Origin of the sequence: Anaerococcus urinomassiliensis, assembly GCF_900128425.1 — a bacterium.
Taxonomy (GTDB): domain Bacteria; phylum Bacillota; class Clostridia; order Tissierellales; family Peptoniphilaceae; genus Anaerococcus; species Anaerococcus urinomassiliensis.
Genome location: NZ_LT635782.1, coordinates 102,596 through 121,588, shown reverse-complemented (window position 1 = coordinate 121,588; position 18,993 = coordinate 102,596). Strand labels below are relative to the sequence as shown.

The following is an 18,993-nucleotide window of genomic DNA, read 5'->3' as shown; positions in this document are numbered from 1 at the left end:
CCTCTTTGTAGTTCTATTAATATGTTACTATTTTTTGCTAGTAAAGGGTAGTAAATAGCCAAAAAAAAGGCCCCGATATCCTATAAGGATTAGGGGCATAATCATTATCCAAGCATAACATCTAATATCATCATTATTGCAAAACCTGCTGCAAAACCAAGGGTTCCTATGTTGGTATGACTCTCACCCTCTCCTGTAGCTTCTGGTATTAGCTCTTCTACTACTACATAGAACATAGCTCCAGCAGCAAATGACAATAGATATGGTAGTATTGGTATCATTATTTGCGATAACAAGATGGTAATAAGAGCTGCTATAGGCTCTACAACGCCTGATCCTACTCCAGCCCAGAAAGATTTTTTCTTATCAAATCCAGCCGACTTAAGTGGCATTGATATAATAGCTCCTTCTGGAAAGTTTTGTATGGCTATACCAAGTGATAAGGCCAAGGCTTGGGCAAGACTTACAGATCCTTTGCCATATATTGCACCAGCGTAGGTAACACCAACTGCCATTCCTTCAGGAATATTGTGGATTACCACAGCTAGGACCATCATTGTCGTTGATCTTAAATTATTTTTTGGTCCCTCAGGTTGGTCTGAGTCAATATGTTGGTGGGGTATAGAATTGTCCAAAAACAACAAGAAAAATATCCCTATTAAAAACCCAACTGTTGCTGGTATCCAGCTTAATTTGTCCATTTTGACTTCGACCATATCCATAGCCGGTATCAAAAGTGACCAGATACTTGCCGCAACCATAACTCCTGCTGCAAAACCTGATAGGCCCTTTTGAACTTTTGGGTCAATCTGATCTCTCATGACAAATACTAGGGCTGAACCCAAGGATGTGCCGATTAAAGGAATCATTACCCCCCAAAAAACTTGTGAATTCATAAGCTACTACCTAATAATTTGGAGAATCTATCTTCCAAATGTCATCTGCATAGTCAATAATAGTCCTATCTGATGAGAAATATCCAGCATTAGCAATATTTATCAGACATTTTTTTGACCATGCTAGTTTGTCTCTGTAGTCAATATTTATTTGCTCATGGGCTTTTTTGTAAGACTCAAAGTCTTCTAAGATGAAATACCTATCTCCACGAGAACCATCTTGTGGATTGATCAATTCATTGTAAATATCAAGGAACATGTAGGAATTGTTGTCATCAAGCTCTCCATTTACTAGGGCATCAACCGCATCTTTAATATCCATATCTGTTTGGTAAAGCTTTCTAGGATTGTAGGATCCCTCAATTTCCATTAGTTCTTCTACACTTGCTCCAAATCTGTAGTTGTTTTCTTCGGAAGCTTCTTCAAATATTTCAATATTTGCACCATCAAAAGTTCCAAGAGTTGGAGCGCCATTTAGCATAAATTTCATATTGCCGGTTCCAGAAGCTTCTTTTCCAGCTGTTGATATTTGTTCACTGACATCTGCTGCTGGATATATCTTTTCTCCATAAGAAACTCTAAAGTTTTCTACAAAAACAACTTTCATTTTCTTATTTACATCTGGGTCATTATTAACAACTTCTGCCACTTCATTGGCAAGCTTTATTATGCCCTTGGCTCTGAAATATCCTGGAGCTGCCTTTCCACCAAAGATAAAGGTTGTTGGGTAAAAGTCCATGTCAGGATTTTTCTTAAGCTGGTGATATAAATATATTATGTGAAGTATATTTAAGTGTTGACGTTTGTATTCGTGGATTCTCTTTACTTGAATATCAAAAATTGATTCTGGGTCAATTTTGATTCCTTCGTGTTCAAGAATATAAGAAGCCAGGCGTTTTTTATTTTTTTGTTTTATATCCCATAGCTCTTTTAATGTTGCCTCATCATCAGCAAATTTTTCTAAGCCTTTTAGTTCGTCTAAGTTGTAGATCCAATTGTCATTGCCAAGTTTTTCTGTAATAAAGCTTGATAATAGACGGTTTGAGTACACCAACCACCTTCTTGGTGTTATACCGTTTGTCTTGTTATTAAATTTATCTGGGAATATTTGGTACCAATGTTTAAAGGTATCAGCTTTAAGTATATCTGTGTGAAGGGCTGCAACGCCATTAACAGAAAATCCTACATATATGGCAAGATTTGCCATATGAACTTGATCATTTATAACTATCCTATACGGATCAATTTCATAATCAGTCATGCCCTCTTCTTTGAAATGTTTTACCAAGCTATCATTGATTTGATAGATGATTTCTAGACATCTTGGAGAAACTTCCTCTACTATGTCTATTGGCCATTTTTCAATAGCTTCTTGAAGAACTGTATGGTTAGTAAAGGCAAATACTTTCTTGCAGATATCAAGTGCTTGGTCAAAATCAAGGCCATTTTCGTCCACCAAAACTCTGATTAGTTCAGCAATTGCTATGTTTGGATGAGTGTCGTTTAGTTGGATGACATGGTATTTGTGGAAGTTTATAAAGCGCATATCATCTGAGAAATACCTCTTATATTTTTCTACCAAGTCTTGGATCGAAGCAGATACAAAGAAATATTGTTGCTTAAGTCTTAGAACTTTACCAGCTCTTTGCATATCATTTGGATATAAAACCCTTGTTATATCCTCTGCCCTGTTCTTTTTGGCAACTGCTGCATCGTACTCAAAGTTGTTGAACTTATCGAATTCAAATTCTTCAAATGGTTCTGCTTGCCATAATCTTAGGGTGTTGACCTTACCATTTTTATATCCTACAACTGGCATATCATATGGAACGGCCTTTACCTGTTGGTCCCTAAAATTAACAATTCTTGAGTCTGAATCAACCCTAATAGACCAACCATCTCCATCTTTTATCCAGCTATCTCCATGTTCTACCTGGAATCCATTTTCAAAAGTCTGCTTGAAAATACCCTCGCGGTATCGAACTCCATAGCCGTACATATTGATATCTTGAGTTGCTGCGGAGTCCATAAAACAAGCAGCAAGTCTGCCTAAGCCACCATTACCCAAAGCTGCATCGTCTTCATAATCTTCTATGGCTTCAAAGTCAATGTCAATTTCATCTAATAATTCTTTTACTTCATCATAAATACCTAAGTTTATGAGATTATTTCCTAGTGACTTACCCACCAAAAACTCTGCAGAAAAATAATAAGCACTTTTCTCATAGCGAGCATTTGCCTTACTTTGCCTCCAACTTTGGTTTATACGTTCCATTATTGTATCGCAAAGGGCATCGTATTTATCTTTTTCGCTTGTCTCATCAAAACTTTTTAGAGTAATTCTCTGTAGGTTTTCTACATAATTTTCTATAAATCTATTTTTTTCTATTTTATCCATTGTATCTCCCATATAATCTGGACATTTCTTTAATCCTTAGTGCCAGATCTTCAGTAAAATCTTCTTTCTTTGCTCTCCACTTCCAATTATCACCCAGAGTTCCTGGCCTATTGATTTGCGAAGTATTATCCAATTCTAAGAAATCTTGGATTTCAAACACAGCCAAATCAGAAACTGAGGCCATTAGATTTCTGATAATCCTCCATTGGTAGTCATCGCCATCCTCAAGACCAAAGTACCTTTCTACTAACTCTAAGTCTTCCTCATCCAAAGTTTCAAGCCAACCTCTTAGGGTTGATGAGTCGTGGGTTGATGAGTAAACTACTGAGTTTCTCAAGTAATTGTGAGGTAGGTAATTGCTATCAAAGTTCTCTGAAAAGGCAAATTGGATAACATTCATGCCCGGAAAACCATAAGTATCTTTTAGGTCATCTACCTCTTTTGTTATATATCCTAAATCTTCAGCAATAAATTGCTTATCTGGGAATTTCTTTTTGATATGATCAAAAAAGTCATAGCCACCAGCTTCTATCCAATCACCAAATTTGGCGTTTTCATCACTTGCAGGTATGGCATAGAACTTTTCAAATCCCCTAAAATGATCGAGTCTTAGCAGATCATAGGTCCTAAAGGCCATCTCTATTCTTTTTTCCCAGAAGCTATAAGAGTCTTTTTTCATCTTATCCCAATCGTATACAGGATTGCCCCAAAGCTGACCATCTTCAGAATAGGCATCTGGCGGAGCTCCTCCAACTGTTATTGCTTCTTTGCTTTCTGGATCTAACTTCAATATATCAGAATTGACCCAAGCATCGCAAGAGTCATATGCCACGTATATTGGTAAGTCTCCGATGATTTGAATATTTCTCCTGTTAGCGTATTTTTTTAGTTCATTCCATTGTTTAAAAAATTCATATTGGATGAAAATATAAAAATCAATATCTTCTTGGTGTTTTTCTTTAAATTCTTTTAGAGCAGTTTTGTCCCTATCACGTAATTTCTCGTCCCATTCAATCCAACTAATGTCAAGAGAGTCACGTTTGATAGCCATAAATAAAGCATAATCTTCAATCCAAAATGCTTCTTCTTTCCTAAACTTTTTGATTTCCTTATCGAGTTTGCCCTTGGAATTTTCATAGGCTTTTTCAAGTATCCTATATCTTAGATTATATTGGATAGCATAGTCGACATAGCTATCGTTATCTCCAAAGTTTAAAGACTCCAAGTCTTCTTTTTCCAAAAGCCCATCTTCTATTAGCATATCCAAGTCTACAAAGTATGGATTGCCAGCAAAAGATGAGAATGATTGGTAGGGACTATCACCATATGAAGTTTGTCCCAATGGCAAAATTTGCCAATACCTAATAGAAGCATCAGATATAAAATCTACAATATTATAGGCTTCTTTGCCAAAAGTTCCTATTCCATAAGCTGAAGGTATTGAAAATATAGGCATTATAAGGCCATTGCCTCTTTGTAATCTGTCTTGTACTTTTTTCATCAAATCTCCTTAAACTAGTTTCATAAAATTAATAACAGGAACTTCGTAAGGATGGTTTTCTTTTATAATCATAAAAACTCTGTCCTTATCAATTTCTTTTATCCTAAATTCTAACTTTGCTTCATTTACAGTAGTGTGCTCTCCTATATTCCCTATGTCGGGATTTGAACCTTCTAGAGGTGTAAAATGACCTATCACAGGACTTTCTGCAAAGACTTTATCATAGCCTTCATCATATAAAAATCCTTCTTTGTTTAGTGCATCTATTAGATTCCATTTATCTTCATCAGGTATATAAAGCTCACATTTAAGATATGCCACAATCTTTCCTTTCAAAATATATAAGTCCACTATAAGTTCTACTTTGTCTTTCAAATTGGTCAAAATCGACCCTGTATGGCCTGCCCCAACTTGATATAAGAAGCTCATGGTGATCTCCCATATCGTTACATTCGGTAATCGTCACTCCATGATGGCTCATAACTTTTACCTCAGGGCTTAACCAATTGATAAAAATTACAGGCAAATCCCTATACAAAGCTTCATTGATAAAGTCAATCTTTTGATTTTTGCTTTTCTTCTTAAACATAAACTCTTCCATAATATGACTATTAACTTTAAGATTCCTATTAGTTATTATTCTCTTGCTCCTTCTATCAAGGGCAAGTGCTGTTGGCACTCCATTGGCATGGGGTCTGAGTTTTTTAAAAAATTCATAATGATAGGCATTGTATTCTTCAAGGCTAAAGATTTCATCTCTGTGGTAGAGATAAAGATAGGTGTTGGTAAAAGCTGTCACCACGCAAGACCTGTCTCTATAAAATTTATTGACTCCCATGTGCATGAGAGAATTTTGAAAACCACCGTAGTAAATACCCTGAGGTACTCTTATTGGCACAAACTTACCTACTTGGCTATTTTTTAGTTTCATCTTTGTATCCTTCAATAAAATTTTTCTTTTGCTTATCCATAATATCTTTTTGATTAAAACCTTTCTTCATAAGCCTTTGTTCAACTTTTTCATGGGCTAAGGTGTATAAAACAGAAGCAACTGGGATACTAACAAGCATACCAACAATACCAAAAAGTGAACCACCTATAGTTACTGAAGCCAAGACCCAAACGGCAGGTAAACCAACTTGGGCATCGGCAATGGCAGGATAGATTACATTTTCTTGAACTTGTTGCATAATCACATCATATATCAAAAATATAAGGGCCTTGATTGGAGATTCAATAAATATAATTACTGCAGATATTCCAGCTCCAGCTATAGGACCAAAGATTGGGATCAAATCAGATAGTCCCACCAATATTGAAATCATAGGCGCATTTGGTATAGCAAAAATTATCATACCAATATAAGTTAGGACAATAAGCAAGGCCACTGATATCATTCTAGAATAAATGTAGTCTTTAAAGGTGTGGTAGGATAAAGAAAAAACTTTATTTACATAGTCCGCATCTTTTTCATCTAGAAAAGCATAGAGCAACTTATTTCCATTTAATTTTAGCATATCTTTATAAATAAGTACAAAGATTGAAAAGACAACCACAGTAAATATAGTAATGGCACTTGAACCAATTGAATTTATTATACTTGAAGTCATAGTTAGCAATGATTTGCTGTTGGTGTTTATATATTTAAAAATAGGTCCATTCACACTTAGCCAATTTACATCCTCAGTTATTTCCCTAAAATCATTAGCATAGTTTTCTGTTAGGGAATTATTCTTCAAAATTTTATAGGTTTCATCTACAAAAACTGGCCATTTACGGCTTAAGGTTAAAGCAGATTTGATAATTTGTGGAATAAATATATTTAATAGCAAGGTTAAAAATAGCAAGACACATATCCAGGATAAAACTAGAGATACGCCACGAATTGCCTTCTCCTGCTTTGGATCCTTGTAATTTTCTCTTATTAACCTATAGAAAAAGTTCATAGGTATATTTATGATGTAGGCTAACATAAAGCCTATGATGAATGGTTGGATAATTCTTATAAATTTGCCCACAAAATCCAAAATTTCCCTAAGATACCAGAAGGTAAAAAATACCCCAAGTCCTATCAGTAATATTTTGAGTATGTTTTTTGTTTGTTCATCTAATTTGTGCATTTATTCTCTCCTAATAATTTATAATAATTTTACCCCTAATGATATTTTTTCTCTAAAATAAAATTTGGTATATAATCTATATAAGAAATCCTAAGGAGGAAATTTTGAGTAAATGTTATATAATCGCTGGTGGCGAATTTGATGGCTTTTTTGACCAAATCAATGATGATGACCTAGTAATTGCTGCTGATAAGGGCTATGAATATGTACAAAAGGAAGGCCTAGAAGCTGACTTTATTGTAGGAGACTTTGATTCAACTAGCCTACCTGAAAGTGAAAATGTTATAAAATTAAGTCCCATTAAAGATGATACAGATACAAAGTCAGCCATGAAAATCGCCCTAGAAAAGGGCTATAAGGAAATAATAATATATGGAGGCTTAGGAGGACGTGAGTCCCACACTATATCAAATATTAGAAATGCTCTCGAATTTAAAAAGATGGGCATAGATGTAAGGCTTAAATCAAAGAATAAGGAACTAATAATTATAGGAGATAAACTTTCACAAAAATTTGAAGATGATTATTATGTGTCAATATTTGCCCTATCTGAAGTCGCCAAGGGCCTTACTATAAATGGGCTTTACTATGAACTTGATAATTATGATATGGAGATATCCGATAGCCTAGGAGTATCAAATGAAACTTGTGGCAGAGATTTTACTATAGAAATAAAAGATGGTTATATTCTTATTATATTTGAAAAAAAGTAGGGCAAATTACATTATTTGCTCTACTTCTTTTTTCGTAAAATCTTTTTCTAGTCTTTCTTTGCGCATTTGCTCAAAGCTTTTATTTGCCTTTTCTCCTAAGCTTTGATCATCGACTTCTTTTTCTTTTAATTTTCTGATAGTCCTGTCTTCTTTTAAGGTATAAAAGACTGTTGCAAGCGGCATAAATAAAATCATTCCCATGATTCCAAATAATCTACCACCCAAAAATACAGAAACAAAAATCCATATAGCTGGAAGTCCGGAGTGTTTGCCAATAACTAATGGATAGAAAATATTTTCTTGGACTTGTTGAAGTATTATCAAAAATATTATAAATACTAATGATTGAAATGGTGATTGGATAAAAATCATAAGCATTCCAAAGGCAGCCGCAATAATTGGTCCAAAATATGGGATAATATCGAGAGCTCCAACCAAGATTGAAATCATGCCAGCATATGGTAATTGCAAGATCTTCATCCCAATGTAATTTAATACTCCCAGTACAAAGCATGACAAAAATCTTGTGTCCAAAAATTTGGCAAAGGCATCATAAGTTAGTTTTGAAACATAATTTATTGTATCTGCCCTATCCTCATCAAAGTTTGCATACAAGAACTTATTGGCGTTTATTTTTAAGCTCTTCTTATTGATGCTTACATAAATTGAAAATATGAAACCCATTGCAATAGCAATCAGAGCCGAACTAACTGATGATAATATGCTTTGAGCACGGTTAAGGACATTTGATCCCTCACCACTTAGGTAGCTTGTTATTTTGTCGGATATATTGTTTATATCAAAACTTTCAAATTGATTTCTAATATCAACTATAGCTTTGTTTAACGCTGGTATTTTCTCTGTATATTTTATAAGTGCATCAGCAAAGGCTGGAATATTTTTTATAGCAGTCTGAGATGCATTAATGGTCTCTGGTATTATTACTAATAAAATCAAGGTAACTGCCCCAAAGAATATGAGCCAGCTAAATATCAGAGATAAGATTAGTATAAGTTTTTTATGCTTTTTGGGGTCAAATAGTCTGCCAAAAACTTTCTCTTGAAAAAAGTTCATAGGTAAGTTTATGACAAAAGCTATTGCAAAGCCCAACAAAATTGGTCTTATGACAGCATAAGTACTTACCAAAAAAGAGCTAACTGGCTCTACATACCATAAAGTAAAAAAAGCCAGTAACAAGATAAGACCAACTTTTAAATTATTTTTGGATTTTCTATCCAAGTTGTTGGTAATCTTCATTATTTTCCTTCCTATTATTTAAAGTCTATCCTTCCAAGGACAAGTTCATTTTTAACCAAGCTTCGTCTAAGTTTTCTTTTTCTTCTTCCAAAGATTTTATCTCAGCAAATATATCTTTTACCAAGTCTTGGTCTTGATAGAAATCAGCTGATAAAGTGATCTCATTTAGTTCTCCTAATCTTTCTTCAACTTCATCCATCCTCTGTTCGATTTTTTTAATATCATTTTTTATTTTTTTTATCTCGTTGCGTTTAAGATTTTGCTTCTTTTTTTCTTTATTTAGCTGGGTTTTTGAAATAGCCTGACTTTCTTCATCCTTAGCTATCATTTCTTTTTGCTTTTCAACATAATAATCATAATTACCAAGGTATTCGCTCATACCATCATCTTTCATTTCAAGGATTTTGACTGCAATTTTGTTTAAGAAATACCTGTCGTGGCTTATAATTAAAACAGTTCCTTCATAGTCAAGTATGGCATCTTCTAAGATTTCCTTTGAATCAATGTCTAGGTGGTTGGTTGGCTCATCCATTAGGATAAAGTTGGTGTCAGATATCATTAGTTTTAAAAGCGATATTCTAGCACGCTCACCACCGGAAAGCTCAGATATTTCTCTATCCACATCTTCGTTGTAGAACATAAACTTGGCCAAATATGATCTGATTTCAAAGTTAGTTAGCATTGGATAAGTTTCTGATATTTCTTCAAATATTGTATTAGACAAATTCAAAGATTTTTGTTCCTGGTCAAAATATCCGATATTTACACTTTGACCAATTTTTATTTTGCCTGAGGATGGAATCTCTTCAGCCAAGATGATTTTAAACAAAGTTGTTTTTCCAACTCCATTTTCGCCAATGATAGCTGTCCTCTCATTTCTGAAAATATCAAAGCTAATATTCTTGAAAATTTCTTTCTCGTCATAAGTTTTTGAAAGTTTAGAAACCTTAAGAACATCTTCCCCACTTTGGATCCTTGGGGTGAATTTTAGCTTCATCGCATTGGATATTTGATCTGGCGCCTCAATTCTTTCCATCTTGTCAAGAAGTTTTTGCCTAGATCTTGATTGAGATATTCCTCTTTTTCTTTTGGAACCACCTTGGTTTTTTAGCCTATCAATAATTTCTTCTTGTCTGGCTATTTCCTTTTGCTGGCTCTTGTATTGGTGTAGCCTAACTTCTAAGTCTTTTTTTCTTTTTTTAATAAAGCTTGTGTAATTGCCCGCATAAATATTAAGCGACCCATTTTCCATAAGAAAAACTTTATTTACAGTCGCATCCAAAAAGTACCTATCGTGGGAAATTACCACAACGGATCCCTCATAGTTTTTAATAAAATTTTCCAAAAATCTGATGGCCTTGATATCCAAGTGGTTGGTAGGTTCATCTAGTAAAATCAAATCTGGCTTTTCTAACAAGAGATAGGCAAGCTCTACCCTTGCCTTTTGTCCACCTGATAGGGTAGATATGCTCTTATCAAAGTCCTCAGATTCAAATCCCATGGCCTTTAGAGTCCCCTCAAGTTCTGACTTTATAGAGTATCCGTTATTTTTTTCAAATTTTTCAAATAACCTATTGTGATCTTCCAAGAGCTTTTGCATTTGATCTTCAGAAAGGTCTGTTCTTGTTAGTTCTTTTTCTATCTGCCTAAGCTCTTTTTCGATACCGATAAGATTTGAAAAAACTCCCATACAATGATCATAGATGCTTTGGTCAGTGTCAGTAGATAGTTGTTGTTTTAGATAGCCAATCTTCAGTCCGTTTGGTATATAGATTTCTCCACTATCCTTAGATATTTCTCCTACTAAGATTTTAAAAAGGGTGGATTTGCCAGCCCCATTGTTACCAATAAGACCAACCTTATCACCCTTTTCTATTATAAAGCTAATATTAGTAAAAATATCCCTAGTAGGATAAGACTTACTTAAATTGCTTGCTGATAATATATTCATTAAAAGTTATAGTCCTGTGGAGAGTTGATGAAATATGTAAGTGTAAACAGTGATTCATCCAAGTGTACATTTTCTAACACTACTCCATTTTTTGTTTTTAAATCTACTGGAGAAAAATTCCATATACCCTTTACATTGCCCTCACAAAGTATATCGCAAATATCTTGGCTTGCTTCTTTTGGAGTTGCAATTATTCCTATATCTACTTTGTTGTTTTCAAGATAAGTAGCAAGGTTTTCTATATCTTCTATTTTAAAGTCATCAGGTACATTCTTATTTGGTTCTTTATCAAAAACCGCACTAAATTTGTAGCCTAAGGTCTTGAAAGACTCGTATTGATAAAGGGCATGGCCTATATTACCATAACCGATTAGCACCATATGGTATTCTTTATCAACACCTATTATCTTTGATAATTCGTCCATAAGATCTCTTACATTGTAGCCATATCCTTGTTGACCAAAGCAACCATAGTGGTTCAAGTCTTGTCTGATTTGGCTGGCTGTAAGGCCTGTGATCTCAGAAAGTTCTTTTGATGATACTCTCACAATTCCCTTATCGTTGATACTTTCTAAATATCTGTAGTACTTTGGTAATCTTTTAATTACTGATAGAGATACTCCGTTGTCTTTAACCATTATTTCCCTCGCCTTCTTCATTGATTAAATCTTCATCTGTTAAATCTTCTACAAGAATCACTTTTTCAGTATTATACTCTATTTTTTCATCATTGTTAGATTCAAAGACAATTTTTTCACCAATTTTTAGGTCTTCACTAGAAATATTATTAGTTTCTTGGGTAATTTCTTTATTTTCTTCCTTAAGATTATCATCAAATAAATTATCATCTGATGTATCTTCATAGTCATAAGCTAGACTTTCTTCTGATAAATCTTTATTTTTGCTCATAGAACTTTTAAGTTTTAGTGAGTTTATTAGGTGAAAAATATACAAAACTATAAGGCTTGTGTATAAAATCATTTGACTGTTTTGGTTTAGCAACTGATTAGCAAAGCTTATAGTTGATGGCATCTGTGGCACAAACCTTGATAGAACAAGTATAGCTGGTATGCTAAGCAATCCAAAGGCTATGGCAGTAAGTATGGCCGTTAGTATAGAAAAACCAAATGCGTCTTTTTCTAAGAGTATATGAAGGGCAAAAACAAGCATCAAAATCCAGGCAAGTAAAAAAGCAAAGGCCCATACATATGTGACTATCCAAATTGGAGATCTCATAGAGATTATTGTAGTCACAAATAATATTAGGATTATAATGCTTATTGTTTGACTTAGGACTTTTTCAAATCTTTTGTTCATATTGACACCTACTTATTTTTCTTTGATTTGTATCTTAAGTTTGAATCTAGTATTCTCTTTCTAATTCTTAGATTATTTGGCGTAACTTCAATTAATTCATCATCTTCAACAAATTCCATCATTTCTTCTACACTCATTTTTTTTGCTGGTGTTAGCATGATGGCATCGTCAGAACCACTCGCACGGGTATTTGTTAGTTTCTTTTGCTTACATACGTTGACATCTATATCTAGACCCTTTGGGTTCATTCCAACTACAAGGCCTTCATAAACCTCATCCCCTACTTCTACAAACAACAATCCCCTAGATTGGGCAGAATTTAGACCATAGGCACGAGCTATACCTTGCTCGCTAGCTATAAGAGATCCGTCTTGGCGAGTTTCAATATCTCCCTTGTATGGAGCGTATTCTTCAAATTCTGAGTTAAGTATACCTGTACCCTTGGTATCTGTAAGAAACTCTGTTCTATAGCCTATTAAGCCCCTTGCAGGTATTCTAAAAATCATTCTGGTGTAGCCAGAAGATGTTGGTGTCATATCAATTAGTTCGCCTTTTCTGCGTCCCAATTTTTCTATGACAGAACCTGTGTATTCTTGATCGACATCTATAGTAGCAATCTCTATAGGTTCATTTTTCTTACCATCTATTTCTTTATACATTACTTCTGGTTTTGAAACTTGGAATTCATAACCTTCGCGTCTTAAATTTTCTATTAGAACTGAAAGGTGAAGCTCTCCACGACCTGACACCTTGAAACTTTCTGTAGAATCTGTATTTTCAACTTTTAATGAAACGTCTGTTTCTTTTTCTTTAAATAACCTATCTCTTATATGCCTGCTTGTAACATATTTGCCATCACGACCAGCAAATGGTGAGTCATTTACTGAGAAAGTCATAGAAAGTGTTGGTTCGGATATTTTTGTAAACTCGATTGGTTCATGGTCTGCTTCTGTTCCAATAGTGTCTCCAATTGAGATATCTTCCATACCAGATAGGGCAACTATTGATCCAAATTTAGCCTCTTCGACCTCTACTCTATTTAGACCATCAAATTCATATATAGTTACGATTCTTGATTTTACTTTTCTTCCTTCTTCGTTGTAGTTTGTGATTATCGCATCTGCATTTTTCTTGATAACGCCTTGCTCAACCTTTCCTATGGCAATTGAACCAAGGTAGTCATTGTAGTCTGTTGTTGATACAAGAACTTTAAATGGCACATCCTCTTCTGCTTCAAAGGCAGGTGTGTAATCTATTATTGTATCCAAAAGATCAGACATATCTGATTTTATTTGACCTTTTTCTAGGCTTGCCCAGCCATTTTTTGCTGATGCATATACAAATGGACTTTCTAAGTATGATTCATCTGCATCAAGTGATATAAATAAGTCTAGGATTTCATCTTCTACTTCATCAATTCTTTGGTCAGGCCTATCAACCTTATTTATACAAATAATTGCTGGAAGACCCAATTCTATGGATTTTCTAAGAACAAACTTAGTTTGTGGCATAGGTCCTTCGTGGCTATCTACAACTAAGACTACAGATTCAGCCATATTTAGTACACGTTCTACTTCTCCACCAAAGTCAGCGTGGCCTGGGGTATCGATTATGTTTATTTTCTTATCTTTATAATGGATTGCAGTGTTCTTAGAAAGGATAGTAATCCCTCTTTCTTTTTCTATAGAATTTGAATCCATTACTCTTTCGTTTACTGCTTGATTTTCACGAAATGTTCCTGCAGTTCTTAAAAGTCCATCGACAAGGGTAGTTTTACCGTGGTCAACGTGGGCTATGATTGCAACATTTCTTACATCTTCTCTTCTCATAATTCCTTCTTTCAAACTTATAAATTCTATCAATATATTATATCTTAGACTATATCATTATCAATTAAACACATAAAAAATCACCTAGAATTAAAATCGCTAGGTGTATTTATAGCATGCTTTAGAAATGGACAAAGGCTGCCACCATGTTATCTTTCACTATCAAATTATCCGATAAAGTATTTACTATCTGTATTCCTCTGCCATGATTAGATAGCAGGTCTCTATCCTTGCCATATTTTATACCTTCACCTTCATCTTTAACCTTTATCATACAATAATCTTTATCAATTAGGACTATGACTTCTATAATCTTATCAAAATCTTTTGCATTGCCATGTTTATAAGAATTTACTATTAGCTCATCTAAAATAAGCCTAAGTTTAAAAATCATATCTTCATCAAGATTTAGATTTTCGAGAAATTTAGTTGTATCATCCCTAAATTCCTTGATAAGGAAAAGATCAGAATGAAGCAAATTTCTAATAATCTCCATAATAAGCTCCTCTTAACTTATTAATCTTATACCCAAAGAATCCTAAATAACATTGATAAAATCGATAATTTAATAATTTCCTGTCAAAATATGATAGAAAAACAAAATGTGTGGTATAATATATATGTAATAACAATGAAAGGAGACATTGGTATGAAATACGTATGTACAGCATGTGGATACATCTATGATCCAGCTGAAGGCGATGTTGATAACGGTATCGAAGCTGGAACAGAATTTGACCAACTTCCAGAAGATTGGGTTTGCCCAGTTTGTGGAGTAGGCAAAGATATGTTTGAACCACAAGAATAATTAAAAATTTAGAAGAGGCCACTGGCCTCTTTTTCTTTTAAAAAATCCAAAAGCTAAGCAAATATTAGCCTAGTTTTTGGATTTAATCTTTTTATTTTCTCTCACCTTTAGGGCTAGACTTAGGGCTACTGATATGCCTATTACTAGTACAATTCCTAGAATAATTGGTAGAGTGGACTTTTTACTATCTTTCTTGTTGCTTAATTTGGGCGACCTTGATAGAGATGATGATTCACCCCTTGTCAAATCTTTTTCATCTAAATCTTTGACTTCATCATTTGAATTCTTATCATTTTCACTAGATCCTGGAGCATCAATTTCTAAAACCAATGTTTCATTTTTTTGATCAAACAAGGTCACCTCATCATCTTTTTTATTGATATAATCATAAGCTTCTTTTGATGTCGACTTCACATTTTGATTAATTTTATCTATAGCTTCTTGAGCAAGCTCTTGTTTTCTTGCCTCAGAGTTAGTAGCTTCAATTTTTTTGTTATATTCTTTGACTATATCTTTTGTTGATTTGGCAATTTTTTCTGATTCTTCTTTGCTTATCTTATTTGATACTACTACATCACTTACTTTTTCAACTTTTCTTTTTATATCATCATCTTTTTTAGAACTGTTAGCAGAATTTCTATTTTGCTCCCTTTCTTTATTATTTTTCAAAAAAGTTTTGATTTCTGCCATCAACTCGTCTACATCTTTGTTTGATGATGTTTGCTTGCTTATGTTATTGGGAGCTGGGCTAATATCTAGAGTAGATGATGAAGAGTTTTCTTTTGATTCCTTGGAGCTTTCCTTAATTTTTGGACTTTTTAAAGGCTTTGATGTAGTTACACTGTTTGTAGTATTTTTCTCTTCTCTTTTTTCAGTATTGTTCTTACTCTCATTAGTATCTTCTGTTTCTACTTTGTCTTGAATTTTATCTGTGCTTTCGTTTAGATCTTTTATTATAGCGTCTACTTCAATATCGGGCTCTGTTAAAATTATATTTTCTCCCGTCTTAAGATCTGAACCTGTTTTATTGCTGTTGACCTCTTCTGCTTCGTTTGCATAAGATTTAGGAGAAAAACACAAAGCCACGGAAAGATAAATTAGGGTTAATTTACTAATTGACTTCATATATCCTCCTTAACTTGGTCTCTACTTATATTTTACACTTATTTTCTACACAATTCAAAGCAAATCTTTATTTTCTATAGCTTGATGCCAGAAAAACTTGTACAAACTATCAAACTTCCCTATATAATTTTTAAGCCATGGTTTTCTCTTGCCACAAAAATGTAGGATAGCAGTATTTGCCATGACATCGTACAGATTATAATCATACATGACCTTGTAGGTAGTAAATCTTCTGGCATCATAGTTGTATTTTAATTCTGGGATTTCCATAATTTCATTTCTAAAAACAACATTTAACAAATCCTGGTCGGGCATCATAAGACCTGCTTTTCTAGTGTTATTTGCATAGTCCAGGATTTTTTGCTGATAAATATTACCTCTAGCCTTTTTTAAATTAATCATAAGTATGCCAGAATTGTAATATTTAGTGATATCAGTTTTCTCACTAGTTATCATAAGTCTAGCCTTGTTTGCAGATTGAACTGTAGGCATGGTATGGATGGCAGCCATAAATAGATTGTCTTTAAAATCCTCATTATATAAGTCTATTAGTGAATTTAAAACTAAAATATCTGGATCTAGATATAAAATTCTATCCATATCTTCTGGCAGGTACTTGTAGGCAACTAGTCTATAATACATTTCACTTGTGTAATAAAAAGTAGTTAGGGCAGATGAAAAATCATCATCCACCCTAACATTATTCAATCTTGCTTTATTATTTGATTTTTCTTTTATAAAGTCTCTTAAACCCTCAATACTCTCATCATCTATTGACTTATGCAAGAGATAGATGTCAATATCAACCTCATTTGTTAAAAAAAGTGAATACAACATCGTCTTTAGTGGATTAAGATAGTTTTGATCACAACTTACTAATATATTCAATTAATTCTCCCCTATTCGGAATCACTAGTTATATAAAATCCTTTACCTATGATTTTTGATGTGTTTAATATGGTTATGAAGGCATATGGATCTATATTTTTTAAGAAGGCTCTTGTCCTAGGGGCTTCCTTTGGTGATAAGACCAAGAAGAATATAGATCTTTTGACTCCTTTGTATAAACCCATCCCATCAAGGACAGTGGCTGAACGGTTCAAATCATCTCTGATGAAACTACCAATTTCCTTTGGCTTTGTTGTAATTATTATGAAAAATTTATCTGTGTTAAAGGATTGGATGATTACATCGACAAAAATCCCCTTTAACAAAAGTCCCAACACGGAAAGCAGACCTATTTCAATGTCAAAAATCCAAATAGAAGCAATAGTAAATATACCATCTACCGCTAAAAGTGCCTTACCTACTTCAAGTGATGAGAATTTCTTCAAAATCATAGCAATTATATCAGTTCCCCCAGAACTAGCTGCAAGGTTAAAAAGTATTGCAGAGCCAAAGGCAGATATAATTAGTGTGTATACCAATTCTAGCATCTTGTTGCCTGTAAGGGAACCCTCGATTGGAAAAATATAATCTAGGGCAAGTGCTGTTAGTGAGTTTAGTATAGCAACATATCCAGTCCTTAGTGTGAAGTGCTTGCCAAGGATAAAGAAAGCTATTACTAGCAAAGCTATATTTATAATTAGGGTTAATTGAGGTCATGTAAGAGGAATGAAGGTTGATGCGATTATACTCATTCCCTCAACCCCACCAATTACAAAGGAATTTGGATATTTAAAAAAGTGTGTGCCGCAAGCCATAAGTATTGCGGCAAAAGCCATGAGCAAATACCTAGTCAACTCGTCCATAAGATCGTGATTGTGTTTGGCCACAGCCCTTCTTTCTAAGTAATTATTTATAAAATTTCTACCAAAAATTTCATTATTCCTTTTCTCATCGGAACATTCTGTAGCCACCATTATCTCCTTAATTAATTGTCTGAATAATTATCAAAATAGCCTTGGACTAATACAATTGGTGTTCCCTTGTCTCCTGAACCTGATGTTAGGTCAGCTAGAGATCCTAGTAAATCAGTGATTTGTCTAGGTGTAGTACCTAGAGTTTCGTTTTTGCCTACTAGTTCTTTTTCCTTTTTTGAAATCCTATCAACCATAGCATTTGTTCTATCTTCTATAGATAAATCAGCTAGTTCACTATCTGCTATATATTTGATTTTGAGCTCGCTTGGTGTACCCATTAGCCCCTTGGTAAATGAAGGAGATACTACTGGATCGGCAAGCTCCCAAATTTTGCCAACTGGATCTTTGAATGCTCCATCACCGTAAATCATAACTTCGATTTCTTTGCCAAATTCGTTTATCAATTTTTCTTGGAGTTTACTTACAAATACTTCTCCATCTCTTGGGAAGAGTTTAACCATATTTTCTGTAGATAGGTTTGAACCCAATAGACCATATTGGCTGTTGTAGCCTGATCCATCTATAGATTCTGTCAAAATATCATCTAAGGATAGGATGTTTTCTCCACCTGCTTCTTTTAGCTTTCTTTTTACAATGTTTCTTGTGTGGATTGAGCAAACTAGTACATCCTTTGAAAATTGAAGCGAATCAACCGGATTGTTCAAAAAGTGAATTTCAGAGTTTTCTGCAATCTCAGTGTATAGTGATGGGTAGTCAATACCTGTGAAAGTGTGTTTGTAATCCCCAGCAACTTTCCTAAATTCATCTATATCGAGTACGTCTTTATAAGGATTGATGTCACTATTAAATAGGTCCATCTCATCCATTAAGTAATTTCCTACCTCATCTTGTGGATAAGATAAGCAAATGTGTAGTTTCTTTCCTGATTTTGCTATAGCCTTTAAAAGAATTGAAAATCTATTTCTTGAAAGAATCGGAAATAATACTACTAGTTCATCACCAGAAAATTTATTATTTATGTCTTCAGCTATTTGCTCAATATTTGCATAGTTGCCTTGAGCTCTCGCTACAAGTGATTCTGTTACGCATATTACGTCTTTGTCATTTATTTTGATATCCTCATTTTTAACAGCATCTTTTATACTATCAAAAACAATTTCTACCAAATCATCACCTTTTTCTATAATTGGCGCACGAAGTCCAATTGTTCTTGTTCCTATATATCTTTTCATTATAATCCCCTTTCTAAAAAATT

Annotated in this window: 18 protein-coding genes and 1 pseudogene; 2 read left to right on the top strand and 17 right to left on the bottom strand. The window is 33.8% G+C overall.

Translation table 11 applies throughout. From position 1 onward, the window contains the following. Nucleotides 1-104: 104 nt before the first annotated feature. The 6 genes from BQ7474_RS01580 to BQ7474_RS01555 are packed head-to-tail and all read right to left on the bottom strand — an operon-like array spanning nt 105 to nt 6,915. Nucleotides 105-896: a ZIP family metal transporter gene (locus BQ7474_RS01580; RefSeq protein ID WP_073997316.1), complete on the bottom strand. Its 792-nt coding sequence runs from the start codon at nt 894-896 to the stop codon at nt 105-107. 10 nt (nt 897-906) lie between these two features. Beyond that, a complete protein-coding gene (locus BQ7474_RS01575) occupies nt 907-3,294 on the bottom strand; it encodes a glycogen/starch/alpha-glucan phosphorylase (RefSeq protein ID WP_177343660.1) in 2,388 nt (795 codons plus the stop codon). Beyond that, entirely contained in the window at nt 3,287-4,795 is a 1,509-nt protein-coding gene (gene malQ, locus BQ7474_RS01570; RefSeq protein ID WP_073997315.1) for a 4-alpha-glucanotransferase, read from the bottom strand. The genes BQ7474_RS01575 and malQ overlap by 8 nt, the downstream gene beginning before the upstream one ends. Nucleotides 4,796-4,804: 9 nt before the next feature. Next, a complete protein-coding gene (locus BQ7474_RS01565) occupies nt 4,805-5,116 on the bottom strand; it encodes a YqfO family protein (RefSeq protein WP_073997314.1) in 312 nt (103 codons plus the stop codon). Beyond that, nucleotides 5,103-5,726 (bottom strand): hypothetical protein, encoded by a 624-nt coding sequence (locus BQ7474_RS01560; RefSeq protein WP_073997313.1) that lies wholly within the window; start codon nt 5,724-5,726, stop codon nt 5,103-5,105. The genes BQ7474_RS01565 and BQ7474_RS01560 overlap by 14 nt, the downstream gene beginning before the upstream one ends. After that, nucleotides 5,710-6,915, bottom strand: coding sequence for an AI-2E family transporter (locus BQ7474_RS01555; RefSeq protein ID WP_073997312.1), 1,206 nt, complete (start codon nt 6,913-6,915; stop codon nt 5,710-5,712). The genes BQ7474_RS01560 and BQ7474_RS01555 overlap by 17 nt, the downstream gene beginning before the upstream one ends. A gap of 104 nt (nt 6,916-7,019) precedes the next feature. On the opposite strand from BQ7474_RS01555, the gene BQ7474_RS01550 reads away from it, so the two are divergent. Beyond that, the gene (locus BQ7474_RS01550; protein ID WP_073997311.1) at nt 7,020-7,628 is read left to right on the top strand and encodes a thiamine diphosphokinase; all 609 of its coding nucleotides are present in this window, start codon (nt 7,020-7,022) and stop codon (nt 7,626-7,628) included. 6 nt (nt 7,629-7,634) lie between these two features. Here the strand turns inward: BQ7474_RS01550 and BQ7474_RS01545 are convergent, their stop codons facing one another. From BQ7474_RS01545 to BQ7474_RS01520, 6 genes are all read right to left on the bottom strand, one after another. Next, the gene (locus BQ7474_RS01545; protein ID WP_073997310.1) at nt 7,635-8,885 is read right to left on the bottom strand and encodes an AI-2E family transporter; all 1,251 of its coding nucleotides are present in this window, start codon (nt 8,883-8,885) and stop codon (nt 7,635-7,637) included. Between the two features lie 25 nt (nt 8,886-8,910). Further along, nucleotides 8,911-10,836, bottom strand: coding sequence for a ribosomal protection-like ABC-F family protein (gene abc-f, locus BQ7474_RS01540; protein WP_073997309.1), 1,926 nt, complete (start codon nt 10,834-10,836; stop codon nt 8,911-8,913). Continuing rightward, nucleotides 10,836-11,474 (bottom strand): redox-sensing transcriptional repressor Rex, encoded by a 639-nt coding sequence (locus BQ7474_RS01535; RefSeq protein ID WP_073997308.1) that lies wholly within the window; start codon nt 11,472-11,474, stop codon nt 10,836-10,838. The genes abc-f and BQ7474_RS01535 overlap by 1 nt, the downstream gene beginning before the upstream one ends. Next, entirely contained in the window at nt 11,467-12,153 is a 687-nt protein-coding gene (locus BQ7474_RS01530) for a TgpA N-terminal domain-containing protein (protein WP_073997307.1), read from the bottom strand. The genes BQ7474_RS01535 and BQ7474_RS01530 overlap by 8 nt, the downstream gene beginning before the upstream one ends. Nucleotides 12,154-12,161: 8 nt before the next feature. Continuing rightward, the gene (gene typA / locus BQ7474_RS01525; RefSeq protein ID WP_073997306.1) at nt 12,162-13,982 is read right to left on the bottom strand and encodes a translational GTPase TypA; all 1,821 of its coding nucleotides are present in this window, start codon (nt 13,980-13,982) and stop codon (nt 12,162-12,164) included. A gap of 121 nt (nt 13,983-14,103) precedes the next feature. Then, the gene (locus BQ7474_RS01520; protein ID WP_073997305.1) at nt 14,104-14,478 is read right to left on the bottom strand and encodes an ATP-binding protein; all 375 of its coding nucleotides are present in this window, start codon (nt 14,476-14,478) and stop codon (nt 14,104-14,106) included. 153 nt (nt 14,479-14,631) lie between these two features. Between BQ7474_RS01520 and rd the strand changes: the two genes are divergently transcribed. Next, complete coding sequence (gene rd / locus BQ7474_RS01515; protein WP_019190929.1) at nt 14,632-14,790, top strand: rubredoxin; 159 nt, start codon at nt 14,632-14,634, stop codon at nt 14,788-14,790. A gap of 69 nt (nt 14,791-14,859) precedes the next feature. On the opposite strand, the gene BQ7474_RS01510 is transcribed toward rd, so the two are convergent. The 5 genes and pseudogenes from BQ7474_RS01510 to BQ7474_RS01495 form a co-directional block, all read right to left on the bottom strand. Continuing rightward, nucleotides 14,860-15,915, bottom strand: a complete 1,056-nt coding sequence (locus BQ7474_RS01510; RefSeq protein ID WP_073997304.1) for a hypothetical protein — start codon at nt 15,913-15,915, stop codon at nt 14,860-14,862. Nucleotides 15,916-15,969: 54 nt separating this feature from the next. Next, nucleotides 15,970-16,803: a glycosyltransferase family 8 protein gene (locus BQ7474_RS01505; RefSeq protein ID WP_073997303.1), complete on the bottom strand. Its 834-nt coding sequence runs from the start codon at nt 16,801-16,803 to the stop codon at nt 15,970-15,972. 11 nt (nt 16,804-16,814) lie between these two features. Beyond that, nucleotides 16,815-17,018 (bottom strand): DUF2179 domain-containing protein, encoded by a 204-nt coding sequence (locus BQ7474_RS10835; RefSeq protein WP_268873866.1) that lies wholly within the window; start codon nt 17,016-17,018, stop codon nt 16,815-16,817. Nucleotides 17,019-17,039: 21 nt separating this feature from the next. After that, nucleotides 17,040-17,639: pseudogene (locus tag BQ7474_RS10830) on the bottom strand (YitT family protein); the annotation flags it as partial. A 149-nt stretch (nt 17,640-17,788) separates the two neighbouring features. Further along, nucleotides 17,789-18,970 carry a coenzyme F420-0:L-glutamate ligase gene (locus BQ7474_RS01495; RefSeq protein ID WP_073997302.1) on the bottom strand — a complete coding sequence of 394 codons (1,182 nt, stop codon included), beginning with the start codon at nt 18,968-18,970 and terminating at the stop codon, nt 17,789-17,791. Nucleotides 18,971-18,993: the final 23 nt, after the last annotated feature.

Bases quoted from the DNA above. Each gene is read 5' to 3' on its own strand.
- BQ7474_RS01580 (WP_073997316.1), bottom strand. From the start codon at position 896: ATGAATTCACAAGTTTTTTGGGGGGTAATGATTCCTTTAATCGGCACA.
- BQ7474_RS01575 (WP_177343660.1), bottom strand. From the start codon at position 3,294: ATGGATAAAATAGAAAAAAATAGATTTATAGAAAATTATGTAGAAAAC.
- malQ (WP_073997315.1), bottom strand. From the start codon at position 4,795: ATGAAAAAAGTACAAGACAGATTACAAAGAGGCAATGGCCTTATAATG.
- BQ7474_RS01560 (WP_073997313.1), bottom strand. From the start codon at position 5,726: ATGAAACTAAAAAATAGCCAAGTAGGTAAGTTTGTGCCAATAAGAGTA.
- BQ7474_RS01555 (WP_073997312.1), bottom strand. From the start codon at position 6,915: ATGCACAAATTAGATGAACAAACAAAAAACATACTCAAAATATTACTG.
- BQ7474_RS01545 (WP_073997310.1), bottom strand. From the start codon at position 8,885: ATGAAGATTACCAACAACTTGGATAGAAAATCCAAAAATAATTTAAAA.
- abc-f (WP_073997309.1), bottom strand. From the start codon at position 10,836: ATGAATATATTATCAGCAAGCAATTTAAGTAAGTCTTATCCTACTAGG.
- BQ7474_RS01535 (WP_073997308.1), bottom strand. From the start codon at position 11,474: ATGGTTAAAGACAACGGAGTATCTCTATCAGTAATTAAAAGATTACCA.
- BQ7474_RS01530 (WP_073997307.1), bottom strand. From the start codon at position 12,153: ATGAACAAAAGATTTGAAAAAGTCCTAAGTCAAACAATAAGCATTATA.
- typA (WP_073997306.1), bottom strand. From the start codon at position 13,982: ATGAGAAGAGAAGATGTAAGAAATGTTGCAATCATAGCCCACGTTGAC.
- BQ7474_RS01520 (WP_073997305.1), bottom strand. From the start codon at position 14,478: ATGGAGATTATTAGAAATTTGCTTCATTCTGATCTTTTCCTTATCAAG.
- rd (WP_019190929.1), top strand. From the start codon at position 14,632: ATGAAATACGTATGTACAGCATGTGGATACATCTATGATCCAGCTGAA.
- BQ7474_RS01510 (WP_073997304.1), bottom strand. From the start codon at position 15,915: ATGAAGTCAATTAGTAAATTAACCCTAATTTATCTTTCCGTGGCTTTG.
- BQ7474_RS01495 (WP_073997302.1), bottom strand. From the start codon at position 18,970: ATGAAAAGATATATAGGAACAAGAACAATTGGACTTCGTGCGCCAATT.